General features: G+C 68.8%; 26 protein-coding genes and 1 pseudogene. 11 read left to right on the top strand and 16 right to left on the bottom strand.

Annotated elements, in window-relative coordinates:
* Positions 1-390, bottom strand: coding sequence for a YciI family protein (locus tag ABGB08_RS33785; protein WP_347598744.1), 390 nt, complete (start codon positions 388-390; stop codon positions 1-3).
* Positions 391-639: 249 nt separating this feature from the next.
* Between ABGB08_RS33785 and ABGB08_RS33780 the strand changes: the two genes are divergently transcribed.
* Entirely contained in the window at positions 640-969 is a 330-nt protein-coding gene (locus ABGB08_RS33780) for a hypothetical protein (RefSeq protein ID WP_347598741.1), read from the top strand.
* 259 nt (positions 970-1,228) lie between these two features.
* Here the strand turns inward: ABGB08_RS33780 and ABGB08_RS33775 are convergent, their stop codons facing one another.
* From ABGB08_RS33775 to ABGB08_RS33745, 7 genes are all read right to left on the bottom strand, one after another.
* A complete protein-coding gene (locus tag ABGB08_RS33775) occupies positions 1,229-1,711 on the bottom strand; it encodes a WYL domain-containing protein (RefSeq protein WP_347598738.1) in 483 nt (160 codons plus the stop codon).
* Entirely contained in the window at positions 1,696-1,896 is a 201-nt protein-coding gene (locus ABGB08_RS33770) for a hypothetical protein (RefSeq protein WP_347598735.1), read from the bottom strand. Before ABGB08_RS33770 ends, ABGB08_RS33775 begins: the two co-directional genes overlap by 16 nt.
* Before the next feature lie 194 nt (positions 1,897-2,090).
* Positions 2,091-3,065, bottom strand: coding sequence for a radical SAM protein (locus tag ABGB08_RS33765; protein WP_347598732.1), 975 nt, complete (start codon positions 3,063-3,065; stop codon positions 2,091-2,093).
* A complete protein-coding gene (locus tag ABGB08_RS33760; protein WP_347598895.1) occupies positions 3,059-3,835 on the bottom strand; it encodes a PhnD/SsuA/transferrin family substrate-binding protein in 777 nt (258 codons plus the stop codon). The genes ABGB08_RS33765 and ABGB08_RS33760 overlap by 7 nt, the downstream gene beginning before the upstream one ends.
* Positions 3,835-4,944 (bottom strand): acyl-CoA dehydrogenase family protein, encoded by a 1,110-nt coding sequence (locus ABGB08_RS33755; protein ID WP_347598729.1) that lies wholly within the window; start codon positions 4,942-4,944, stop codon positions 3,835-3,837. Before ABGB08_RS33755 ends, ABGB08_RS33760 begins: the two co-directional genes overlap by 1 nt.
* A 1-nt stretch (position 4,945) precedes the next feature.
* Positions 4,946-5,296 (bottom strand): hypothetical protein, encoded by a 351-nt coding sequence (locus ABGB08_RS33750; RefSeq protein ID WP_347598726.1) that lies wholly within the window; start codon positions 5,294-5,296, stop codon positions 4,946-4,948.
* The gene (locus ABGB08_RS33745; protein ID WP_347598723.1) at positions 5,293-5,796 is read right to left on the bottom strand and encodes a DoxX family protein; all 504 of its coding nucleotides are present in this window, start codon (positions 5,794-5,796) and stop codon (positions 5,293-5,295) included. The genes ABGB08_RS33750 and ABGB08_RS33745 overlap by 4 nt, the downstream gene beginning before the upstream one ends.
* A gap of 170 nt (positions 5,797-5,966) precedes the next feature.
* Between ABGB08_RS33745 and ABGB08_RS33740 the strand changes: the two genes are divergently transcribed.
* Positions 5,967-6,575: a hypothetical protein gene (locus tag ABGB08_RS33740; RefSeq protein WP_347598720.1), complete on the top strand. Its 609-nt coding sequence runs from the start codon at positions 5,967-5,969 to the stop codon at positions 6,573-6,575.
* 49 nt (positions 6,576-6,624) lie between these two features.
* Here the strand turns inward: ABGB08_RS33740 and ABGB08_RS33735 are convergent, their stop codons facing one another.
* Positions 6,625-9,330, bottom strand: a complete 2,706-nt coding sequence (locus tag ABGB08_RS33735; protein ID WP_347598717.1) for an AAA family ATPase — start codon at positions 9,328-9,330, stop codon at positions 6,625-6,627.
* A gap of 130 nt (positions 9,331-9,460) precedes the next feature.
* Here ABGB08_RS33735 and ABGB08_RS33730 point away from each other — a divergent pair, with 130 nt between their 5' ends.
* From ABGB08_RS33730 to ABGB08_RS33700, 7 genes are all read left to right on the top strand, one after another.
* Positions 9,461-10,255 carry an alpha/beta hydrolase gene (locus ABGB08_RS33730; RefSeq protein ID WP_347598714.1) on the top strand — a complete coding sequence of 265 codons (795 nt, stop codon included), beginning with the start codon at positions 9,461-9,463 and terminating at the stop codon, positions 10,253-10,255.
* Positions 10,256-10,273: 18 nt separating this feature from the next.
* Positions 10,274-10,879, top strand: a complete 606-nt coding sequence (locus tag ABGB08_RS33725) for an NAD(P)-binding domain-containing protein (protein ID WP_347598711.1) — start codon at positions 10,274-10,276, stop codon at positions 10,877-10,879.
* 74 nt (positions 10,880-10,953) lie between these two features.
* Positions 10,954-11,655: a ferritin-like domain-containing protein gene (locus ABGB08_RS33720; RefSeq protein WP_347598708.1), complete on the top strand. Its 702-nt coding sequence runs from the start codon at positions 10,954-10,956 to the stop codon at positions 11,653-11,655.
* 116 nt (positions 11,656-11,771) lie between these two features.
* Positions 11,772-12,098, top strand: a complete 327-nt coding sequence (locus tag ABGB08_RS33715) for a hypothetical protein (RefSeq protein ID WP_347598705.1) — start codon at positions 11,772-11,774, stop codon at positions 12,096-12,098.
* A 129-nt stretch (positions 12,099-12,227) separates the two neighbouring features.
* Entirely contained in the window at positions 12,228-13,541 is a 1,314-nt protein-coding gene (locus ABGB08_RS33710; RefSeq protein ID WP_347598701.1) for a DUF4158 domain-containing protein, read from the top strand.
* Between the two features lie 140 nt (positions 13,542-13,681).
* Positions 13,682-15,820, top strand: a complete 2,139-nt coding sequence (locus ABGB08_RS33705; protein ID WP_347598698.1) for a Tn3 family transposase — start codon at positions 13,682-13,684, stop codon at positions 15,818-15,820.
* Between the two features lie 385 nt (positions 15,821-16,205).
* The gene (locus ABGB08_RS33700; RefSeq protein WP_347598695.1) at positions 16,206-16,967 is read left to right on the top strand and encodes a pentapeptide repeat-containing protein; all 762 of its coding nucleotides are present in this window, start codon (positions 16,206-16,208) and stop codon (positions 16,965-16,967) included.
* Positions 16,968-16,993: 26 nt separating this feature from the next.
* Here ABGB08_RS33700 and ABGB08_RS33695 read toward each other — a convergent pair whose 3' ends face one another.
* The 5 genes and pseudogenes from ABGB08_RS33695 to ABGB08_RS33675 all read right to left on the bottom strand — a co-directional run bounded on the left by ABGB08_RS33695 (position 16,994) and on the right by ABGB08_RS33675 (position 19,302).
* The gene (locus ABGB08_RS33695) at positions 16,994-17,374 is read right to left on the bottom strand and encodes a hypothetical protein (protein WP_347598692.1); all 381 of its coding nucleotides are present in this window, start codon (positions 17,372-17,374) and stop codon (positions 16,994-16,996) included.
* Between the two features lie 122 nt (positions 17,375-17,496).
* Positions 17,497-18,177 (bottom strand): NB-ARC domain-containing protein, encoded by a 681-nt coding sequence (locus ABGB08_RS33690; protein ID WP_347598689.1) that lies wholly within the window; start codon positions 18,175-18,177, stop codon positions 17,497-17,499.
* Between the two features lie 136 nt (positions 18,178-18,313).
* The gene (locus tag ABGB08_RS33685) at positions 18,314-18,583 is read right to left on the bottom strand and encodes a hypothetical protein (protein ID WP_347598686.1); all 270 of its coding nucleotides are present in this window, start codon (positions 18,581-18,583) and stop codon (positions 18,314-18,316) included.
* 30 nt (positions 18,584-18,613) lie between these two features.
* Positions 18,614-18,766, bottom strand: a pseudogene (locus ABGB08_RS33680) (tyrosine-type recombinase/integrase); the annotation flags it as partial.
* Between the two features lie 107 nt (positions 18,767-18,873).
* Positions 18,874-19,302 (bottom strand): hypothetical protein, encoded by a 429-nt coding sequence (locus tag ABGB08_RS33675; RefSeq protein WP_347598683.1) that lies wholly within the window; start codon positions 19,300-19,302, stop codon positions 18,874-18,876.
* A gap of 164 nt (positions 19,303-19,466) precedes the next feature.
* On the opposite strand from ABGB08_RS33675, the gene ABGB08_RS33670 reads away from it, so the two are divergent.
* Both ABGB08_RS33670 and ABGB08_RS33665 read left to right on the top strand, forming a co-directional pair.
* Complete coding sequence (locus ABGB08_RS33670; protein WP_347598680.1) at positions 19,467-20,000, top strand: MFS transporter; 534 nt, start codon at positions 19,467-19,469, stop codon at positions 19,998-20,000.
* A 39-nt stretch (positions 20,001-20,039) separates the two neighbouring features.
* Positions 20,040-20,300 carry a hypothetical protein gene (locus ABGB08_RS33665; RefSeq protein ID WP_347598677.1) on the top strand — a complete coding sequence of 87 codons (261 nt, stop codon included), beginning with the start codon at positions 20,040-20,042 and terminating at the stop codon, positions 20,298-20,300.
* 71 nt (positions 20,301-20,371) lie between these two features.
* Here the strand turns inward: ABGB08_RS33665 and ABGB08_RS33660 are convergent, their stop codons facing one another.
* Positions 20,372-20,608 (bottom strand): hypothetical protein, encoded by a 237-nt coding sequence (locus ABGB08_RS33660; protein ID WP_347598674.1) that lies wholly within the window; start codon positions 20,606-20,608, stop codon positions 20,372-20,374.
* Between the two features lie 141 nt (positions 20,609-20,749).
* The gene (locus ABGB08_RS33655) at positions 20,750-22,030 is read right to left on the bottom strand and encodes a DUF6596 domain-containing protein (protein WP_347598671.1); all 1,281 of its coding nucleotides are present in this window, start codon (positions 22,028-22,030) and stop codon (positions 20,750-20,752) included.
* Between the last annotated feature and the right edge of the window lie 5 nt (positions 22,031-22,035).

Raw genomic sequence — 22,035 nt, 5'->3', positions numbered from 1 at the left:
TCAGCCCTGAGGTTGGTCGAAGACCTGGGGTTCGTCGGCGAACGCGGCGAACGGGCGGACCTCGATTGGCGTCTTGATGGCCGCGGTGACCTTCGACGCCCAGGACAGCGCCGCGTCCAGGTCGTCGGCCTGGATGATGTAGAAGCCGCCGAGGTGTTCCTTCGATTCGGCGAACGGGCCGTCGGTGGTCAGCACCTCATCCCCGGAGAGGCGCACGACGGTGGCGGTGTCGGGTTCGTGCAGGCGCCCGGAAAAGACCCAGACCCCCGCCGAGTGCATCTGCTGCTCCAGGATGCCGAGCCGCTCGTGGGACTGCCGCATCTCCTGTTCGGTCATCGGGTCGCGGACCTCGCCCTCGACGCTGTGGACCGACAACATGTACCGGATCATGGTGCTCCTTGTGATGGACGGGCGCTTCCCGCCGCTCACCCCACTACGAACAGGCACGGCGCGAATCGACACCTGCCCTCTGAGGAAACTACCGGCAGCTGCGCCGATCAGCTCTTGCCCGCCCGGCGGTACCGGTTTCCGTATGCTGCTCACGACAGCGAGCCTAATGACCGGGTCCGACACCATGCGATGAGTTCGCCCTCCGCCGCGGATCTGACCGGACATCACCACTCATCAAAGGAGGATCCGGTGTCGCCTGAAGAGCTGTTCTGGGACCTGGCGGAGCCGATGCTCACCGATCCCGCGATCACCCGCTCGACCATGATGGGACTGCCGTGCCTGCGGCACGACGGGCGCTTCTTCGCCTCCCTTGACCGGCACGGCCAAGCGCTGATCGTCAAGCTGCCACGGCAGCGCGTCACCCAGCTCATCCAGGACGGCATCGGCCGCCCGTTCGCCCCGGCCGGCAAGGTCTTCCGCGAGTGGGTCGCCCTGCCCGATCCGGACGAGCAACGCTGGCACGACCTTATCGCCGAAGCCCGCACCAACGCCTCGGCCACCACGGGCCGAGAAGACTAGTTTTAGGGCAGGTGTCGATTCAGGTCCGTTCGTAGTCAGGTGAACGAACAGCACTGGTCGCCTGCCCTGCCCCGTCCACTCCACCTATGCCCTGTTCCAAGCCCGCCTCGACGAGATCACCAAGGCCCCCTACATCGAGCCCGACGAGAAGGTGAATCCGGTGACGGCTGAGATCTTGGAGAGCCTTGCGCCGCGGTTGGAGCCGACGACTGCCTGACGCCCGCTGGAAGCGAGCTGTTGGACTGGCTTCGCGCAGTCGTCACACGATCCGGGCGTCGTCCTCGCCGGCAGTGAGGAAGGCGTCGGCGGGACGGAGTCGGAACTCGGCGGGAAGGCTCTGGAGGTTCCTGATGCGGTCGATGCGAAAGAATCGGACGTCGTCGCGGAGGTGGTCCCATGCCAGCGCGTACCAGACGGGGACGTTGTAGTAGAGGTACTGCGCTTCGACGTCGCGGTCGGTGATGGCGCCGTGCCGGTCCTCGTAGGTGATTCGGATGAGCCGCTGGTGCATGAAGGCGTCCAGTAGCGGCCGGGTCATGTGGGGCGATGGCGGATCGTAGGAGGCGAGCACCTGCTCGGACGCCGGCTCACCGACGAGGATGCGGCGGCGCAGCGCCATGATCCGGCGGGTCTGGGCCGGGGCGAACGCTGAACTGACCTTGCGGGTGATCGATCGCAGGTCCTCCAGCAGGAGCGGCGAGCCGATCTTTTCCGCGATCGTGAGACTCAGCAGGAGGCCCATGGCCTCCGACTCGTTGAGGTGGACAGCATCGGACCGCGTCGGGAGGCACCCTGGTCAGCGATGAGCATGGTGAGGTAGGCGGGCAGCAGGGCGAACCCGCACGGGTTGAATGCGGCCACCAAGCCGGCGGTGAGAGCCAGCGTGAGCGGAAGGTCGGCGTTCAACGTCGTCCTCGGATGCGGCATGCCGGACGCTATCCGGCGATCAGTTTCTAAACCAGCCCGTTCAGCGTGTCGGGGCCGAGCGGGCCGGAGGCTTTCGCGGTGGAACCGTCCGGTTTCATGAACACGAACGTGGACTGCTGGCTGACGCGGAGTAGGGAGGCGCTGGCCCGCGTGGTACGCCGGCACGTGGGCCGCCTAGCTGGTCCGGCGGGGCCTCATGCGCAGGGGAAGGTCTGGGCCGCCGCATCGGCATGGCGACGGTGTTCGGTGAAGCGGCGCCGTACCTCCGCGAGGGCGGCCGTGAAGGGGAAGATGTCACGGGTGACGAGTTGGTCGTCGTGGTCGGCGCCGACGGGGTGCCAGTAGACGCCGTCGGCGGTGATCGTCACTTCGGGGAGGAGGCTCTCCACGGTGAGCACGACGCCTTCGTCGGCGAAGCCGCGCAGCGCCGCGGGCCGGACGATACGGTCTTCCACTGAAATGCCGAGGTGGTCGAGGTAGGTGTGGAAGGTCATGGCGTCGTCTTCCTCGCCGGCCGCGATCGTGGCGGCGACCCGTACCCGGAAGCCCTCGCCGAGCGCCGTCTGGATGCCTGCCGCCGCTCGCCGCCAGCTGCCCGGGCCTCGGTGCCGGTCGTGCCGTTCGTGGGTGGGCGAGTCGAGGCTGATCTGCAGGGTGAGCCGGTCGCGTGGCATGGCGCGCAGCAGGCCCAGGCGGCGGCCGTGCATCAGCATGCCGTTGGTGAGCAGGGTGGTGGGGAAGCGGTCGGTGCACGCTTGGACGATCTGGTCGAGGTCGGGCAGGAGGAACGGCTCGCCGCCGGTGAGGAACACCTCGCGTACCCCGTCGGCCTCGGCGATGATCCGGCGGATCCGATCCAGGCCGAGGGCGCGGCGCGGGGTGCGTGGGGAGGAGCGCGAGCAGCAGTAGTCACAGGCCAGGTTGCAGTCGAAGTTGGTGTAGAGCCACAGCCGCGCTCCCGGCCGCCGGTCGGCGGGGAGCTCCGCGATCGGGTCAGGGGTACGCCCGCGCCGTACGGTCGCGGTCTCCTCCTCGACCGCGACCAGGGTGTTGCCGGTGTGGTCGCACCAGCGGGCGACCAGCTCGGCCTCGCCGGGCTGGAGCGGCACGGTGACCATCGCGCCCGCGGGGAGGGCGCCGACCTTCTCGATCAGGTCGAGGATCACCATCGCGCGGAGATATCTTGCTGCTTGACCGCCTCCAGCAGCGAAGCGTAGCCGTCCAGCTCGGGCCGGACCCAGCGGCGCAACCCTTCCAGCTCCAGGATCCGGCGGTGGTCGGGGTTGTCCCAGTCCATTTTCAGCAGGTGGTCGGCCCAGGGGTCGGTGCGCTCGGGCGGCAGCAGGGTGGTGAAGTTGCAGTGGCAGTACGGCTCGGAGCGCCAGATCTCCGCCAGCACCCCGGGCATGAGTTCGCCGCGGCCGACGGCCTCCCAGGTGGTGATGCCGATCGCGGCGGCGTCGGCCCGGTCGTCCAGGACGGCGCGGATGGCGTCCAGCTCGCTGCGGCCGGTGTCACCGTGCTTGCCGAGGTCGCTGTCGATGCGCAGGTAGTCGATGCCGGTGATCCCGGCTTGGGCCAGGAAGTGGACGGGCAGGATCGCGGCCTGCGCCGAATCGCGGGAGCCCAGGGCGACCCTTCGCAGGTCGTGCGGGCCGGTGAAGCCGCTGCCCGCGCGGGCGACCAGGACGGTGGCGAAGGTCAGGTCGGTGTCGCGCATGGCGATCGCCCGGCAGGCGCCGTCGGTCTGCAGGACAGTGCGGACCCAGGCCAGGTTGGTGTTCCAGGCGATGTCGATGGTGCCGTTGACGAGGGAGTCGACCTGGCGGCCGTAGTTGGAGAACAGCACGAAGTCCATCTGTCCGTCGAAGTAATCGCGGATGCCCTCCCAGATGGGCACGACGTTGGCGGTGTAGGCCACCGCGCCGACCATCAGCATCACAACAGCTCCCGTCCGGTGATCGCCTTGCCGTAGAAGTCGTAGAGCACGTCGGCGGTCGGGGCCATGACGTGGCCCGCGCGGGCGTCGCGGAAGAACCTCTCCACCTGCAGGTGCTCGGAGAACGCGGCGCCACCGCACACCCGCATCCCGACATCGGTGACCCGCAATGCCATGTCGTTGGCCACCGCCTTGACCCCCAGCACGTGGAGCATCGTCGACTCGTCCGGCTGGGCGAGGCTGCGGGCCGCCTTCTCCACGTAGGCGCGGGTGGTTTCCAGGTCCAGGGCGGCGCGGGCGAGCTGGGCCCGGATGGTCGGCAGGTCGGCCAGTGCCTCTCCGGTGTGCTGGAAACTGGATCCGCTGGTATGGGTGACGGACGCGTCCAGGGCGGCCTGCGCCAGGCCGAGCGAGACGGCGGCGTTGCCCAGGTTGAACCACGGCATGACCGCCTGGAGCTTGAGCGCGAACCCGCTGCCCGGCTCCCCGATCCGGTCACCGTCGGCGACGGGCAGCTGGAAGCGCATCGGAGCCGAGGCGTTGCCGCGCAGGCCCAGCCCGCGCCAAGGCCCGGACACCTCCACTCCGGAAGCGCCGGCGAACACGACGTACACATCGATGCCCTCGTCCGGGGCCAGGGTCGAGACCACGTACACCTCGGCGTGCCCGGCCGAGGTGACCCAGCTCTTGGCGGAGTCCAGGGTAACTTTGCCGTTCTCCCGCCGGGATCGCGAGATCGGGGCCCAGAAATGCGACCGCGACCCTTTCTCGCTGAAGGCCAGCGTGGCCAGGGTGTCGGTGGCCAGTCGCTTGAGCAGTCCCGGATGGCTCGCCGGGGGCGCCGAGGCGATGGCCATGGTGGCGGTGAGGTGCATCAGGTAGACCATCGCGGCCGATCCGCAGAGGGCCGCCAGGCGGCCGAGCACCTGCACCAGGTCCTGCGGGCCGCCGCCGAGCCCGCCGGACTCGGGCGGCAGGGTCAGCCCGAACAGACCAGAGTGGCGTAGCGCGTCCACGGTCTGGGCGGGGAAGCTTCCTTCCGTGTCCACCTGCGTGGCGGTGGCGCGGGCCACGTCGAGGACGGGGTCGAGGCGGGCGGACAGGTCCATCTCACTCCTTTGTACGGTTTGCGGGGCTACGGCTGGCCCCTGCAAGGCCGAGGCCCAGGCCGAGCCACAGGCTGAAGGTGGAGGCGCTGCCGTCGGTCAGCGAGAAGCCGAAGGCTAGCTCGGCCAGCACCACCAGGGCCGCCAGCAGGTACGCCGCGCCGATGGCCGCCTGCCACGACGGGTCAGCCCGGCGCGCGGCCAGGCAGGCCACCAGGCCGAGGACCACCGCGACCGGTGCCGTCACCGCGGTCATCTTCACCAACTGCCACGGATCACCCCTGGTGATCACGAACACCGCACTCACCACCGAGGCGACGCCCAGCCAGAACGCGAACCGATCCGGGGGCCTCACGACATCCTCCGCAGCCACCGGTTCTGCCAGGAGTCACGCAGCAGGCCGTCGAGCCCGTAGTAGCGGCCCGCCGCGGTGGCGAACAACACGACATGTATCAGGATCATCAGGAAGTACGACCAGTGCCACTCGTGCGGCGCGTTCAGCACCGACAAAGTGATCGCCAAGGTCTGCCCGATCCCGACCAGCGCCCACAGCCGGGTGGCGAGACCGACCAGCAGGAACGCCCCTAGCAAGGCTTCCACCAGCAGCACGACCCAGCCGAAGACCAGGAAGTTGGGCAGCACCACATGCTCGACCAGCCACGCGAACGGTGGGAACACCGGATGGTCCACCGCGTAACCGGTGAACAGGAACAACCCGCGCGGTGATGAGGTCCGGCCGAAATCGTCCCCCGGCGTCTTCCAACCCGCGTTCTGGATCCACAGCAGAGCCGTCGCCACACGGACAGCCGCCAAGGTGGCGGGAGCGCCACGGGGCAAGATCACAGCCTCGGCCATCGACAGTCTCCTCGGGTGGCAGGTCGCTTCCGATCCAACACCCGGGCCCCACCCAGACCAAGCACCGCTGCTCTTACGAACTGCTAACGTCCGGCGCGAAGCCGCTTCTCGCGCGCCGACTTGACTATTTATCGGCGCACCGGACGCCGGGATCATCACCCCAGCAGGCGATGATTCTCGCGCACCGGTGGCTGCGGCCGATCACCAGGGGCACACGGAGATGGCGCAGGACATCGCGCCACCTGTTCCCGAGCGGATGCGGCCGGGCGGCCTGCGCGAGCGCCGCGCATCTGGCCGCCCACCTCGATGTCGAGTTCACCCGCACGAGCTCGGCCGGGTGTTGGGCCATTCCTCCGGGCCGTCTCGGTGCCCTGGACAAGCTGGTCGCGCTCGCCATCGCCGTCGCCGTACAGACCGCTGAGCGTCCCTGCCGCTTCTCCGCCCCCCGGCCGAGTCTTCGGCCTGACCAGCTCCTCGAGTGGACCCGCATGATAGCGCCCGCCTCTGCCCGGGCGGGTACCACCGGCCGGGCACATTCAGCCAATCGCAGACGGGAGAGCACGAACCAAACCTGGCGAGAGGACGGGAAGGGCCCCCAATCCGGCGCGGCGTACACGGCCGACCTGGAAGCGGGCAAGGCGTCCAACCAGGCGCTGATCGACGGTATCCTCGCCAACGAAACGCCCGATGACAAGTCCGACGACTTCGACGCCATTCTTCACCGGGGATCTCCGCAACCCCGGGTGACCCCCTCCTCGAATTCCGCCACGACCCACTGACCCGTCTGACCCAGGGGGCTGCGCCGGTTCGACCGGCGCGGGTCCTTCGTCACCCGCCGATGGTGTCGACCGTCCGGGCGAGCAGGTCGCGTAGCTGCGCGCGCGAAGTGACGCCGAGCTTGGGGAATGCCTGGTAGAGGTGGCTGCCCACGGTCCGGTGGGACAGGAAGAGCCGGTCGCCGATCTCCTTGTTGGTCAGCCCCTGGGCGGCGAGCTGGAGGATCTGCTGCGTACGCGGCGGCAGCCCGGCGAGCCGGTCGGGGGTGGCCGCCTTGGGCGCGACACCGGTGGCGCGAAGCTCCGCGCGAGCCCGTTCCGCCCACGGGGCGGCGCCGAGTTCCTCGAAGGTTTTCAACGCGCGGCTCAGTGGCACGCGGGCCTCGCTGGTGCGGCGTGCCCGGCGGAGCCATTCGCCGTAGTCGAGCCGGAGCTGGGCACGTTCGAACGGCCACCTTTCGCCGGCCGGGTCGGCGAGCGCGGCACGGAACCGTTCCTCGGTCTCGCCGGGCGCGGCGAGCAGGGCCTCGGCGCGATCCATGATCTGCCGGAGCCGGGCCGAGGCCCCCGTACCGGCCAGGCCACCCACCCGGGACAGCAGGTCGCCGGCGTGGGCGGCCCTGCCGGTACGGACCGCTGCGGCGGCAAGGTCGCCGATCTGGTAGCCGGAGGTCAGATAGTGCGAGGGTTCGCCGTCAGCGTCGAAGGAACGGCGGAAGTGCTCATAGGCGGCTTGGGGATCGCCGTCGGCGACCGCGGCCATCCCGTTCGCCGCATGCGTCCGTACGATCAGCGTGCCGATCTGGGCGGGACCGACGACTGACAGGGCAAGGCCGGCGCGGAGCCGGGCCCGCTCGGTGTCGCCCCGCAGTGCCGCCAGCGTGGCGTCCAGAACCAGCATGCCGATGCCGCTCAGGGTGGTGTGCTCGGTGGACGCCAGCCGCTCCGCGCACGCCAGAGCCTGGGACCACTGGCCGGCGTCCAGGTAGGCCCAGCCCAGATCGGCCGTGATCAGACCGCCCTGGACGAGCGTGGCGTCCGGCCGTTCCGGTCCGCCGATGGGTTCCAGCAGGCCGATCGCCATGGCGGTCTCATCGACGCGGCTCGCGAGCGTCCCGACCATGTGCTGCACCGCGAGATCGCCATCGAGGGCGGCGACGACCCCCGGCAGCGCCGCCCGGATGGCGGGCGCGCCGCGGAAGGGGTCGGTCATCGCCAGCACCGACAGGTGGAAGCCGGTCAGCGGCCCCATGAGGTCCACCCGGGCCGCCCGGATGACCTGCTCGCGATGCTCGGCCCTGCCCGAGCTGAAGGCGATATGGGCCGCCACCGTGAGCAGGCGCATCCCGCCATCCTCCGAAGGGTCCGGCGTGTCGGCCATGACCTGCAGGAAGGCGCGGTCCAACCGCAGCGTGAAGGCGCCGGCGACACCGGCGAGCTGCGCGGTCCAGTTCCGGGCGGCGGGATCGTCGGTGAGCTCGGAGGCCCGCTGGGCGAGTTCCTCCGCGCGGGTGATGGCGCCGGCGACGAACGCCAGGACGGCGGCGGTGCCCAGCCGCCGTCCATGCTCGCGGGGATCGGGGCTGAGCTGTCCGGCCCGCTCGAAGGCCGTGATGGCCTCGGTGTTCGCGCCGCGTCGCAGCGCCCGGTCGGCCGCGGCCTCCACCACCGCCGCGACGCTCTCGTCGGGGGCCGCGGTCGCGGCGGACAGGTGCCAGGCCCGCCGGTCCAGGTCCCAGGCGAGCGCGTCGGCGAGCGCGAGGTGCGCGCGGCGGCGCCGGCTGTAGGGGGCCCGGCCATAGATCGCCGATCGGACCAGGGGATGCCGGAACTCGATCAGGCCGGGGCCGATCCGGATCAGCCCCGCCTGCTCGGCGGGCAGCCACACCTCCGGGTCGCTGTCGCCGGGAAGCGCCGAGTGCACCGCGGCAAGGTCGGTGGTGTCGGCGGCGGCGGCCACGAGCAGGGCGTCCCGGGTCGCCGCGGGCAGGTGCGGCACCTGGGCGGCGAAGGTTCGTTCCAGCAGCTCGGTGACCGGAACGGTATTGGCGTAGGAAAGCGGTTCCCGGCCGTGCAGCGCCCTGGCCAGCTCGACCAACGCCAGCGGGTTGCCTTCGGCCTCGGTGAGGATCAGCTCGCGGACCGCCCCGGCCGGCGGGTGCGGCCTGCTGTCGAGCAGCAGTCGCGCCTCCCGTGCGGGCAGCGGTTCCAGCCGCACGACCGGCAGCACGCCGTCGAACTCCTCGGGCAGCCGGTCGCCGCGGGCCGCGACGAGCAGCCCGATGAGCTCGCCCTCCAGCCGCCGGGCGAGGAAGGCCAGCAGCGACCGGCTGGCCAGATCGATCCACTGCAGGTCGTCGACCGCCAGCAGGACCGGGCCCTGGTCGGCCAGCTGGGACAGCAGGGTGAGCACGGCCATGCCCAGCACGAGCCGGTCCGGCGGCGCGTCATCCTCGCCCAGGCCGAGCGCGCCGAGCAGCGCCGCCCGCCGCCGCTCAGGCAGCGAGTCCGCCCGGTCGAGCACCGGGATCAGCAGTTGGTGCAGCCCCGCGAACGGCAGGCCGGTCTCGGCGGTGCTGCCGCGCGCCCGCAGCACCCGGACGCCCTGCCCGGTCGCCCGATCCGTGACCGCCGCCAGCACGCTGCTCTTGCCGATGCCCGGATCGCCGAGCACGGCGCACAGCAACGTATCCGACACCTCCGAAGAGAGCGCGTCCACGACCTGGGCGAGCTCCTGGTCCCTGCCGACAAGGATCAAGCGGCCCTCCTCATGTTCAAGGCGAGATGTTCAAGGCGAGTTTTCCATGAAGGGCGACAGTCATATGACAGATGCGGGCGAAGGCACCAGAGCAGCACGCTCTTCTCAGACCCGATCTGAGGAGGAACCTATGAGCACCATCGTCTTGATCCACGGCCTCTGGATGACACCGCGCAGCTGGGAAGGCTGGGTCGACCGCTACGCCACGGCCGGCCATCAGGTCCTCGCGCCCGCCTGGCCCGGCATGGAAGGCGAGGTCGAACAGCTCAACGCCGACCCCTCGCCGATCGCCGCCCTCACCATCGACAAGGTCCTGGACCACTACGAGCAGATCGTCAAAAGCCTGGACGAGCCGCCCATCATCATGGGCCACTCCTTCGGCGGCACCTTCACCCAGGTCCTGCTGGACCGCGGCCTCGGCTCGGCCGGCGTGGCCATCGACTCCGCCCAGGTCAAGGGCGTCATGAAACTCCCGCTCGCGACGCTGCGCTCGACCTTCCCGGTTCTGGGCAACCCGGCCAACCGCCACCGGGCCGTCCCGCTCACCCCCGACCAGTTCCACTACGCCTTCACCAACTCCCTCACCGAGGAGGAATCGCTGAAGGTCTACCAGCGCTACCACGTACCGGCCGCCGGTCACATCCTGTTCGAGGGCGCACTGGCCAACTTCAACCCCCACGCCGCCACCAAGGTCCACTTCGACAACAGCGACCGCGCCCCGCTGCTGTTCATCTCCGGCGGCCAGGACCACGTCATCCCCGCCTCCGTCAACGCCGAGAACGTCCGCCGCTACCACAAGTCCGGCGCGCTCACCGAGCACGAAATCTACCCCGACCGCACCCATTACACCCTCGGCCAGGACGGCTGGGAAGAGGTTGCCGACAAGGCCCTCACTTGGGCCCTGGCCCACGCGCGTACGACCTGAACGGCCGGGAGCCAAGCCATGCCCATCGGAATCATCGGAGCCGGAGCCATCGGCCAGGCCCTCGCCCTCCGCCTCCTCGCCGCCGGCCGGCAGGTCCTCATCAGCAACAGCCGCGGCCCGGACACGCTGCACGAGTTGGCCCACGCGCTGGGAGCGGGCCTGAAACCGGCGTCGGTCCCCGAGTCCGCCGCCGAGGACATCGTGATCCTCGCCGTCCCGTGGCGGCGCCTGCCCGCCGCGGTGGCGGCGACCGGCGTCGCCGACTGGGGCGGCCGTATCGTCATCGACACCACCAACCCGCTCGGGCCGCCCGACTTCAAGGTCGCCGACCTGGGCGGCCGGACCTCCAGCGAGGTCGTCGCCGACCTGGTCCCCGGCGCCCGCCTGGTCAAAGCCTTCAACACCCTCACCCCCGCCGTCCTCGGCGCCGACCCCCGCACACCCGCAGGCCGCCGCGTGATCTTCCTGTCCGGCGACGACGCCGGGGCCAACACCCGCATTACCCGCCTCATCCAACACCTCGGCTGGGCCGCCATCGACCTCGGCCCTCTGGCCGCCGGCGGCCGCCTGCAACAATTCCCCGGCGGCCCGCTCCCGACCCTGAACCTCATCCTGCAAACCTGACCCACACCGGATTCGCGCGAAACCTCCACACGCCAGGAGGGGTTGCTGCACACGGCTTGCCTACCGTGACTGCCATGCGCGATTCCGATTTCGCGGCCTGGGTCGGCGTGTTCGAAGCCGCGGCCGATCAACGGCGAAGAGCCGCCGACCTCGACTGGGACCAGCCCGTACGCCTCGACCCGGCGATCCTCAAAAGCGTGCGACGTTTCCAGGTCGGCGAAGACGGCGACGGCGCGAACCTGATCAGCAAGGCCGCCCGCGCCGGGAACGACGCCTACACGGCCGCGGTACGCCTGTTCGTGGCCGAAGAGCGCAACCACGCCCGGATGCTCGCCCACCTCCTGAACGCCGCCGGCGTTGCGACCTTGTCCGGCCACTGGAGCGACACCGCGTTCGTATGGCTGCGGCGCATGCTCGGCCTCCAGGTGGAACTGATGGTCCTCATGATCGCGGAGGTGATCGCCCTCCGCTACTACCAGGCTCTCCACGAAGGTACCCACGACCAGCTGACCGTCGAGGTCGCCGCCCTGATCCTCGCCGACGAGCAACGCCACGTCCCGTTCCACCGCCACCGGCTACGCCAGTGCTTCGCCCGGCTGCCGGGCCCGATCCGAACCCTGACCGTAGCCGCCTGGTGGTGCCTGATGGCAGGGGCCCTGACCGTCGTCGCCCTCGACCACGGCACCGCCCTGCGCCGCCTCGGCCTGACCCGCACCCGCTTCATCCGAGACGTCGTACACCAGTTCACGAAAGTCGCCACGGAATCCGACAAATAGGCAATCACATATTCCCGCAGGTCTGAAATTTCATAAACCCGAACTACTCTCACCATGCCGCCTACGACGATCTCGAGGAGGCTGTCGGCTTTCTCCGGGTGTACGGCAGGCGCGCCGTGGCCGAGATTGACGTCGGCGTATCGCGGTGGTCGGAGAACCCGGCCCCGGTCTTCGCCAGGCTCGCCAACTACCTGCGCGTGAGCGACTCGGAGCAGGGACCGGATCGGCGCTTCGCGCGGGCCGCCGTTGAGGGAGAGGCCGAGGTGGAGGAACTCGCCGCCCGTCTGGGCCCGGTCTGCGGGCGGCTGGCCAGGTTCGCCCTGCGCCGGGCGCGCGCCAGCTCCGGCATCCGGGAACTGCCCAAATTCGCGACTCTGCACGGCTACGCCCAGATCCGTGAGCAGTTGGGGCTTGAGCAGCAACCGAACGGAAAACGGCGTTAGCGAGCCGGTTCAGGCGGAGTTACCGCCGTCTGCCGTTCGGATGCGGGTGGGGCGTGACAGCGGGCGGATCTTGTAACGGTTGGGTGACTCTGTGTCGTTCGTGTGCGGGTGTGCCCTACGTTGCCGCGTATGCCGGTTGAGTTCCTGACGGATGATGAGGCGGCGGCCTTTGGCCGGTACGCGGGGACTGTGTCGCAGGCGGATCTGGAGCGGGTGTTCTTCCTCGATGACGAGGACCGCGCGCTGGTGGATCGCCGTCGTGGCGAGCACATGAAGCTCGGGTTCAGCTTGCAACTGGTGACGGTGCGTTGGCTCGGGACGTTCCTGGAGGATCCGCTTGATGTGCCGGTGGCGGTGCTGGACTTCGTCGCTGAGCAGCTCGGGGTGGCTGACGCCTCGCAGGTGAAGAGGTATACCGAGCGGGCCAAGACGAAGCTGGATCACCAGTGGGAGATCCGGCAGGTGTACGGGCTGCAGGAGTTCCCTGCGGCCGAGGCGGAGCTGCGGGCGTGGGTGGCGGCCCGGTCGTGGACGACGGGTGATGGCCCGAAGGCGATCTTCACCGACGCGGCGGGGTCGCTGCGGGAGCGGCAGGTGCTGCTTCCGGGCGTGAGCACGCTGGCGCGGCTGGTGGCCCAGGTCCGCGACGACATCACCAAACGGTTGTGGGGTGTGTTGGAGGGGCTGCTGGGTGTGGGCCAGCGGTATGTGCTGGATCAGCTCCTGGAGGTGGCGCCCGGGTCGCGGGTGTCGGACCTGGAGCGGTGGCGCAAGGGCCCGGCTCCGCGCGGGTCGGGGCCGACGATGATCAAGGCTCTGGACCAGGTCGCGGAGGTGGTGAGGCTGGGCACGGCCGAGCTCGGCGCCGAAGCGCTGGTGCCTCCGCGCAGGTTGGCGGAGTTGGCCAAGTACGGGATGAGCGCGGACGCGTCTCAGCTCCGCCGCCACGGTGCCGGCCGCCGGCTGGCGACGTTGCTGGCCACGGTGCGGTTCCTGGAGGCCAAGTCGGTCGATGACACCTTGGAGCTGCTGGAGCTGCTGATGGCCACCGAGCTGTTGAACAAGGCGCAGACGGCGGCGAACAAGGAGACGGTCCGCAGGCATCCGAAGCTGGCCAAGGCTTCGGCCCGGTTGGCGGTCGCGGTGGAGGCGCTGTTCGACTCCGATGGGTGGGGCGGCGAGGACGAGGAGCCGCGGGTGGTGGAGGTGTGGGAGGCGATCGAGGCGATCGTGTCCCGGGCGGAGTTGCGGGCGGCGTTGGTGGTGGTCAACGACAGCGTCCCGCCCGCTGATGCGGATCCGGACGACTGGCGGTCTGAGCTGGTCGGCCGGTACACCACGGTGTCGGGGTTCTTGAAGCTGCTGCCCAAGGTGATCGAGTTCGGCGCGAACGCCGAGGGCGCCGCGATTCTCGCGGCGATGAAGAGGGGTCAGCCCACATAAGCCCAAACCCACATTGGGATGATCTTGGAGGGTTGAGCGGCGAGGTTGATGAAGCTGTGATCTTCCTCCTCTTTGTGTGCGTATTCGTCTCGCTACGGTGTGTCCCGTCTGTTGAGCGGGGCCGGCGGGAGGCGTGTGCGGTGACGTCGGTGGAGCGGACCGCCTATCGGGTGTTCCCGCGGTTGATGATGACGCGTGAGCTGTACCTGTTCTTCTCTCCCTCGCAGGAGGAGTCGGCGTGGGCGCGGGAGAAGACCGACACCGATGAGCACCTGCTGGCGCTGACGCTCGCGCTCAAGTGCTTTCAGCGGCTGGGCCGCTTCGCCAAGGCCCGCGAGGTGCCGCCCGTGGTGGTGGAGCACGTCCGGCGGTGCCTGGAGCTGAAGGAGGGCATCGCGCCCGCGTACGCCTCGCCGCGCACCGCCGAGTCGCATCGGGTGCTGGTGCTGGTGCGGCGCCGGGAAGGGGTGGCGTACGCGCCGGGCAAGGCCCGCAAGATCGCGGTCAAGGCGATGACCCGGGCGGCGTGGGTGAAGAACCACCCACCGGACCTGATCAACGTGGCGTTGGAGCGGCTGGCTCAGGCCCGGCTGGAGTTGCCGGCGTTCTCCACGCTGGACAGCATGGAGTCGACGATCCGCGGCCAGGAGGCGATGGTGTTCGCCTCCCTGGCCGAGGAGTTACGCACCGGAGACATCGCGGTGGACGGGGCGGCGGAGTACGGCGACTGGAGCTCGCACCTGCTGACCTTCGATGAATGCCGGCCCCTGCTGGCGGCCTACTGCGCCGAGGCGGGCCTGCCGGCGAGTGCGGCTGAGTTCGTGGCCGAGCTCAAGGAGAGCCACCGCCAGGCCGCCGAGCACCTGGACGCCGGCTACGCCGACAACGAGGACCTGAGTTTCGCCAAGGACGGCACCCCGACCCTCAAGCGGCTGGCCGGGCTCGGCACCACCGCCACCGCGACCAAGCTGGGCGCGGAGATCAAGGCGCGGATGCCCGAGCGCACGCTGATCGAGATCACCTCGCGCACCGCCTACTGGCTGGGCTGGCACCGGCACTTCGGACCCGCCTCCGGCCACGACCCGAAGCTGAAGAAGCCACAGGACCGCTACGTGCTGACTACCTTCGCGTGCGGATCGAACATGGGCCCGGCCGAGGCGGCCCGGCACATCGAGGGGATCACCGCACACGAGATCTCGCTGGCCAGGAACCGGCACATCACCCTCGCCAAGCTGAACAAGGCGATCACCGACGTGGTCAACGCCTTCGCCCAGCTGGACGTGGTCAAGGCCTGGGGCGATGGCAGCAGCGTGGGAACCGACGGCACCCAGGTCGACACCTACATCGACAATCTCCTGGCCGAGACCTCGATCCGATATGGGGGCTTTGGTGGGATTCCCTACCATTACGTATCGGATAACTATATTGCGCTGTTTTCCCGATTCGTTCCATGTGGGGCGTGGGAAGCGATCTACATCATCGACGGCCTGCTCGCCAACGCCTCCGAGGTCCAGCCCAAGACCGTGCACGCCGATACCCAGGGCCAGTCCTTCCCTGTCTTCACCCTCGCGCATTTGTTCGGTTTCGATCTGATGCCGCGCATCCGCAACTGGAAGGACCTGACCTTCTTCCAGCACACCGACCAGGTCGCCTACCACCACATCGACGCCCTGTTCCGCGGTGAGGGCGGCACCCGCAACGTGATCGACTGGGAGCTGGTGGAGAAGATGTGGCCCGACCTCATGCGGGTGGCGATCTCCATCCGCGAGGGCAGGCTCAACTCCGTCACCCTGCTGCGCCGGCTCGGCTCCCACTCCCGCAAGAACGAGATCTACAAGGCGTTCCGGGAGGTCGGCCGCAGCGTCCGCACCGTGGCGCTGCTGCGCTTCCTCGCTGACCCCGCGCTGCGGCGGCGCATCACCGCGGTCACCAACAAGGTCGAGGGGTTCAACGGATTCTCCGGCTGGCTGCGCTTCGGCAACGACGGCGTCATCGCCGACAACGACCCCGCCGAGCAGGAGAAGATGATCAAATTCAACTCCTTGCTGGCCAATTGCGTGATCTTCCATACCGCGCTGGACATGATGGAGGTGATGCGCCAACTCCTTGCCGAGGGCTGGGAGATCAGCGCCGAGGACGTCGCGCAGCTCTCGCCCTACCTGACCGCGCACATCAGCCGGTTCAGCCTGTACGCCACCGACGTGCTGCGACTGCGCCCCGACGACTTCGACCCCGACCTGCCCGAGATCGACTTCAGCGCCCTGGCCGAGGCGGCGTAGACGGCCATGCGGGGCATGCTCGCCCCAGCAGCCCGGCGATCGAAGTGAGCGCGGCATCGGCCAGCCCTGGAAACGTTCCTGACACGAAGGGCCCCGATCCCCGAGCGCCTCCATCACGGGCGGGGCTACGCTGAGCCGATCCCAAGAAGAACAGATCACCGCGAAGGGCGCTTTCGATGGCCGAGGAGCATCAGGGCGGGCTAAGCAAGGCTCTCCTCTAGCCAAGCACACGGCATGATCACACAATACGGCTATGGCGTGGTTTCGCAGAGAGCGGGTAACCCGTGCACTCACCCGTGAGGAATTCGAGGCCCTCCCGGTTGACAAACGTGCTGAGCTTCATAATGCCCGACGACACGAACGTCACCAGGTCATCCTTACGCTAGTGCAGGTGGTCACGTCTCTTGGCATCGTCGCGGGCCTAGTCTTCACGGCACTGGGCCTTTCGCAGACTGCTCAGTCGCTGGAGGCCGCCCGCGAAGAACAGCGGATCGCCCGGGAGGGACTCGACGTGGCCCGAAGGGGTCAAATTACCGACCGGTTCAGCAAGGCGGTCGAGCAACTCGGCAACAAGAGCCTGGATGTGCGGATCGGTGGGGTCTACGCGCTAGAAAAGATCATCAAGGACTCTCCCGAATACCATGAGACAAACATTGATGTCTTGATCACATTTCTTCGAAATCATGCCCCCGGCACGTATACGAAGCCATTACCGCGACGGCCAACCCCGGATCTGCAAGCGGCGCTCACAGTAATCAGTCGAAATAGGCCAACGAATGCGACCGGAAGACTGGCAAGTTCGCCTGGCAGGTGGGCTAATCTCCAACTGCTTGGCCTCCCAGGCGCAAACCTGAACGGCGCAGACTTGAGCGGCGCTGACTTGTACCAGACCAACCTGGACTTCTCTTACCTATTTGACGCTAATCTGTCTGGCGCCGAACTGACCGAAGCCAGCCTGCGCGGCGCCTTCCTGTCAGGCGCCAATTTGACCGGCGCCAATCTGAGCAACGCCGACCTGGGTGGCGCCTCCCTCGATGGCGCCAACTTGTCTGGCGCGGACCTATCGCACGCAAAAGGGCTCCATTCCCTAGAGCTACTCAAGAAGAGTGTCAAGTGGGACGCAGACACGAAGTGGCCGCGAACTTAACGATTATCACGGTGAGCGCCCGCAGCTCAGCCTGGATCCACCGCGTAATTCTTGGTGATCATTTCCGGGTCCAATTTCTCCGCGAGGGCCGTTGCCACAGTTGAAGACCTATTTTCGGGTGTGGGAGGGCTGTCTGCGCGGGTCGCGGCGAGCAGGTCAACGTGATGCTGGTCGAGCCAGGCCAGCGCGGCCACATCAGATTCGTGCCGTGGCGGTGGTACACCGGGACGATCAGCCCTTCTCTCAGTCATGCCCGTCACCGAGCCACCGCGGTAGAGCATCCAGACGGCCTCGACGATGACGGCATCGATGTAGCGGAACAGGCGGTCATTGCAGGCAGCCAGCCGCCTGGCGGAGTCGCGGGCGGAGGACTCACGCACCGCTGCGGCGCGGATGAGGTCATGCATGCGATACCCACCTCCGCGCTGACGTTCGACAATGAGCAGGCCGCGCCGGTACAGCTCAGACAGCAGTAGGCATGTGCGGTCGAGCGGTCGATCCGCCATGGTCGCCGCGATCGCCGGAGTGATCAGCGACGCGGGTAGTGGGCGATACGGCGCAGTAGCAGGCGGGCGTCTGGGGTTAGCGCGCCGACAGACAACGCCAGAGCTGCCGCGGCCTCGTCCTTGCCTCCGCCGTTCACGGTGGTGCTGAGTTCGGCGATGTCCAGGCTGGGGTTGGCGGCCTTGAGATCGGTGATTTGGCGGACGGCCAGCGGCAGACGATAGACCGCAGCGATCGCAGCAGCCGTAAAGGGATCCCGATGGCCCGCTCGCTGCAAGATCGCGTCTGCTAGGAACCTGGCCTCGTCTTCGCTGAGCGGGTCCAGCGCAACGGCCCGGTCGGGGTCCAGGCCGATCAGCGCATGGCGGCTGGTGACCAGGACAGCGCAGCCTTCCGCGGCCGGCAGGAGCGGGCGTACCTGATCAGCATGGTCCACGTCGTCGAGAATGAGCAGGAGCCTGCGATCAGCGGTAACTGAGCGCCATTTCTGACTGAGCCCGGCGACATCGGTGGCCTGCGGGTCAGGCGCCACGCCCAAAGTGTTGAGCAATGTCCGCAGCGCCTCTGCCGTACCCATCCGGGACTCGGCGGCCGCGTACGTGCGCAGTCCCAGCCAAAACAGCCCATCAGGGTAGCGGGATGCCAGCTGGCGGGCGATCCGGATGGCGAGTTCGGTCTTACCTGCCCCTGCCATTCCCGTGATCACCAAGACAGTTGAGTGAGGACATCCCTGAGGAAGAGCGTCCAGGGGCGCTGCTCTGTCAGCAGACCGGCCAAAACCCCGGCCCCCGGGGCCAGCGAGATCACTGCGATGCGGATGGTCCTGCGACGCCGGTAACCACTCATTGCCCGCCACCGGCCCATGCGAGCTGGGTGTGGCTCCGGTCGATGCCGAGTTCGGACCCTGGTGCGCAGCCGAGGCGCCGGAACTGCCAGAAGAACCGGCGCAGGTCGGTGGGCGAGCGGGCCGAGTACTCACTGCCGACCGGCAGCGCACGCGCGGCCTGCCCGCCGATCCGGCTATAGCTGATTCTGATTGGGAGAGGAGCCGACCAGCCTGGGTAGGTCGACGCGATCGGTCGCCAAGACCACCATCGGTCGTCGGTGCGCATCGCGGGTCTCCCCTCGGCGGGCTGGGGTGCTCAATAGTCGACGGTGACGGCGTCCAAGGCGGCCTGGACATCGGCGTCGGTGGGCAAGCTGTAGACGCGGACCGTCTCGACTCGAGCGTGGCCGAGCAGATCGGCGACCATGACCAGGTCGTAGCCCGCACGCACCAGGTTGGTGGCGCAAGGCCTACGCGCATGATCTGAAGGATTGGTTCACCTACCTGGCGGGCCGCGGTCTCGACTGGCAGACCGTCACGATCGAGGACGTGGCCGGGTTCGTCGCGTGGCTGCGGCTACCGCCGAAGGCTCGGGACGGGAAGGTCTCGGTTCTGCCCACCGTCGAGCACCACTGCTCGGAAGCGAGCGTGAACCGCAAGCTCGCGGCCCTGACGTCGTTCTGTGAGTTCCACGCCCGGCACGGGGTGAAGCTGGCGGGCCTGCTGATCACGATGCAGCCAGCGGGACGGCGAGGTGGTGGGTCGGCGACGTCCTATAAGCCGTTCCTGCACCACGTCACCAAGAGCGGTCCGCAGCGACGTCGCGTGATCAAGCTGAAGACGTCCAAGCCCCGGCCGAAGGTCCTCACCGCGGCCGAGGTCCAGACGATCCTGGACGCCTGCGACCACCTGCGCGATCGGCTGCTCTTCGCGTTCCTGCTGGATTGCGGCGTCAGGGATCGGCGAGGCGCTCGGGCTCGTCACCGCGGTCTCTGCAACGGCCACTATCTGCGCTGGAAGAAGGCGGGCAGACCCGACCTCGCGGAGTTCAAGGCCGAGGCCGAGACCGGACCTCCGCAGATGGGACGGCGAGAGCTCGATTCCTGCACGGTTGCGGGCTGCCGCTACGGCACCGCAGGCCACGGCTTGTGCTGCCGGCATCGGGACAAATGGAGCCGCGCCAGTGGATCGTCAACGCCTACACCCTGGCGTTCGCGGCCCTGCTGCTGTCCGTCGGATCGTTGTCCGACCGCGTCGGACGCCGCCGGATCTTCGCGGCCGGGGTGGCCGTGTTCACCCTGGCGTCCCTGGCCTGCGCGCTGGCGCCGAGCGCCGGCTTCCTGATCGTGTCGCGGGCGGCGCAAGGGACGGGCGGCGCGCTGGTCATGGGCACGGCCCTCGCCCTGATCGCGGCGGCCTACGACGGCGCCCCGGCCCGGGCGCGCAACACCGCCATCGGCCTGTTCGCGGCCGCCGCCCTCGGTCCGCTGGTGGGCGGGGCCGTCGTCGACGGCTGGGGGTGGCGCTACATCTTCGTGCTCAACCTCCCCCTCGGCGTGACCATCCTTGCCGGGACGTGGCTCCGGCTGACCGAGTCGAAGGCGAAGGCGGGCGGCCGGCTGGACACCGCGGGCCTGATCCTCGGAGCCCTGCTGCTGTTCTCGCTGAACTACGCCCTGCTCAACGGGCCGATGGACGGCTAGACCGCCACGACCGTCCTGGCCGCGCTGGTCGCCGGAGCGGTGCTCCTGGTCGCCTTCGTGATCACGCAGTGGCGGCGCGGCCCGGCGGCCATGCTCGATCTGGGCCTGTTCCGCATCAGGTCGTTCACCGGTGCGGCCAGCGTGGCGCTGATCCGCGGCGCCGACCAGCACACGCCGGACTCGGCCCGCCCCGCCGAAGGCGGCCACGGCCGACCTGGCCTGAGGCGCTACACCTGGTACGTCGAGCCACCCACGTGCGGCTACCCGCTGGTGGTGAAGTGCAGGACCCAATGGGGGTAGTTGTCGGATTTGATCTCGGCCAGCGCTCGGACCGGGCGGCCAGTGCTTTCCGGTTGCGTGGCCGGTGAAGGTCACCGCGTTGGCGTTGTCCGGAGCGTACTCCGGATAGGCGTAGACGGCGGCGAGCAGGGTGCCGTTGTGAGCGCGGCGGCGATGGCCGCCGCGCCTGCCGTGGCGCGCCGCCGCCGCACGGTGCCTCCCGCGCCGCGGCTGCGGGCGGTGTCCAGGCGGGCGAAGCGCTCGAAGATGTGCTCGCGTTCGCCTTCGGGGACGCCCAGCCCGCGCTTCGTCCTCCGCCTGCCGCTCACGGATCCGGGGAGAGAGGACCCGCAACGGACACCACATCCGAATCAGGTGGATTCAGAGGACGGTTCGCGGGGTGGCGACCGCCTATCTCAGGAAGTCGCTCATCGGGTGTCCACTCCGGTCGCTGATACCGGGCGGATTGCTTACGGCAACGTTCCCGGCCCCGGTGGCTGACAGATCGAGGACAGACGCTCCTGTAGGTGCTGACGTTCGGTTTCGTTAGCGGAGGCGTTGATCGCCTGGTGCAGCAGTGATCGTGCCGTTGCGGTGTCGCCCAGCTCCGCATGGAGCTCGGCTCCAAGGATGAACAACCGGTGGTTGCCAATGCCCGGCGCGATGAGATCGGCGGCGGCGAGGCCGGCGTCTGGGCCGTCGGCGAGCGCGAGCGCGGCGGCGCGGCTGGTCATCACGGCGGCCGAGGGCGCCAGTGCGGCGAGCCGGTCGAACAGGGCGACGATGGCATGCCGGTCCGGATCAGGGTGAACGTGCATCGCGGCGATCGCTGCCTGCAGGATCCACGGGCCGGGCCGGTCACCGCCACGGCGCAGTGCCTGCGCCGTAAGATCCAAGCCCAGGTTGATATCGTCCCACCGCCAGCTCTGGCGATCCTGCTCGGAGAACAGGACGAGACGGCCATCCTCGACACGAGCATCGCGCCTGGCGTCTGTGATCAGCAGCAGGCCTGACAGGCCAAGCACTTCGGGCTCATCCGGTAGGAGGCGGCGCAGCAGCGCGGTCAAGCCGAGGGCGGCATCGCAGAGCCCACGATGGATGAGACTCGGTCCTTCCGTGGCCGAATAGCCTTCGGTGAAGAGCAAGCCCACGACGCAAAGAACGGCGCGAAGGCGCTCGGGCCAGGCGGCACGATCCGGGATGGAGAAGGATATCCCCGCGTCACGAATCTTCCGCTTGGCGCGCACGAGGCGTTGCGCGATGGCGGGTTCGGTGCTTTCCAGCAGCCGGGCCGTCTGAGCCGCGGTCAGTCCACAGAGGAGCCTGAGCGCGAGTGTCACCTGAGCCGATACCGCCAAGGCAGGATGGCAGCAGGTGAAGACGAGGCGCAGCAGGTCTTCAGCGGTGGAATCCGGCCACTTCACCGCCCGGAACGGATCGTCCATCTCCTCGGCCAGGTCGCCGGATTCGCTGTGCTGCGGTTCGAGTGCCAGGGCTGCGAGCCGTGCGGTTGCCGTGTGGTCACGGCGGATGCGGTCAAGCACCTTGCGTCTGGCGGTGGTGAACAGCCAAGCGCCAGGGCGTTCAGGAATGCCAGACTCGGGCCAGGCTTCCAGCGCCGCCGCGACCGCTTCCGCCGCACCGTCCTCGGCCCGGTCGAGATCACCCGTCCACGCGGCGAGCATGGCGACCAAGACAGGCCACTCTCGCCGGTAGACCTCCTCTACCGTGATCCCGGCCGGGTCAGGCATGGTCC

It is taken from the genome of Acrocarpospora sp. B8E8 (genome assembly GCF_039871605.1).
Lineage (GTDB): Bacteria > Actinomycetota > Actinomycetes > Streptosporangiales > Streptosporangiaceae > Acrocarpospora > Acrocarpospora macrocephala.
This window is presented reverse-complemented; position numbering and strand designations above follow the sequence as displayed.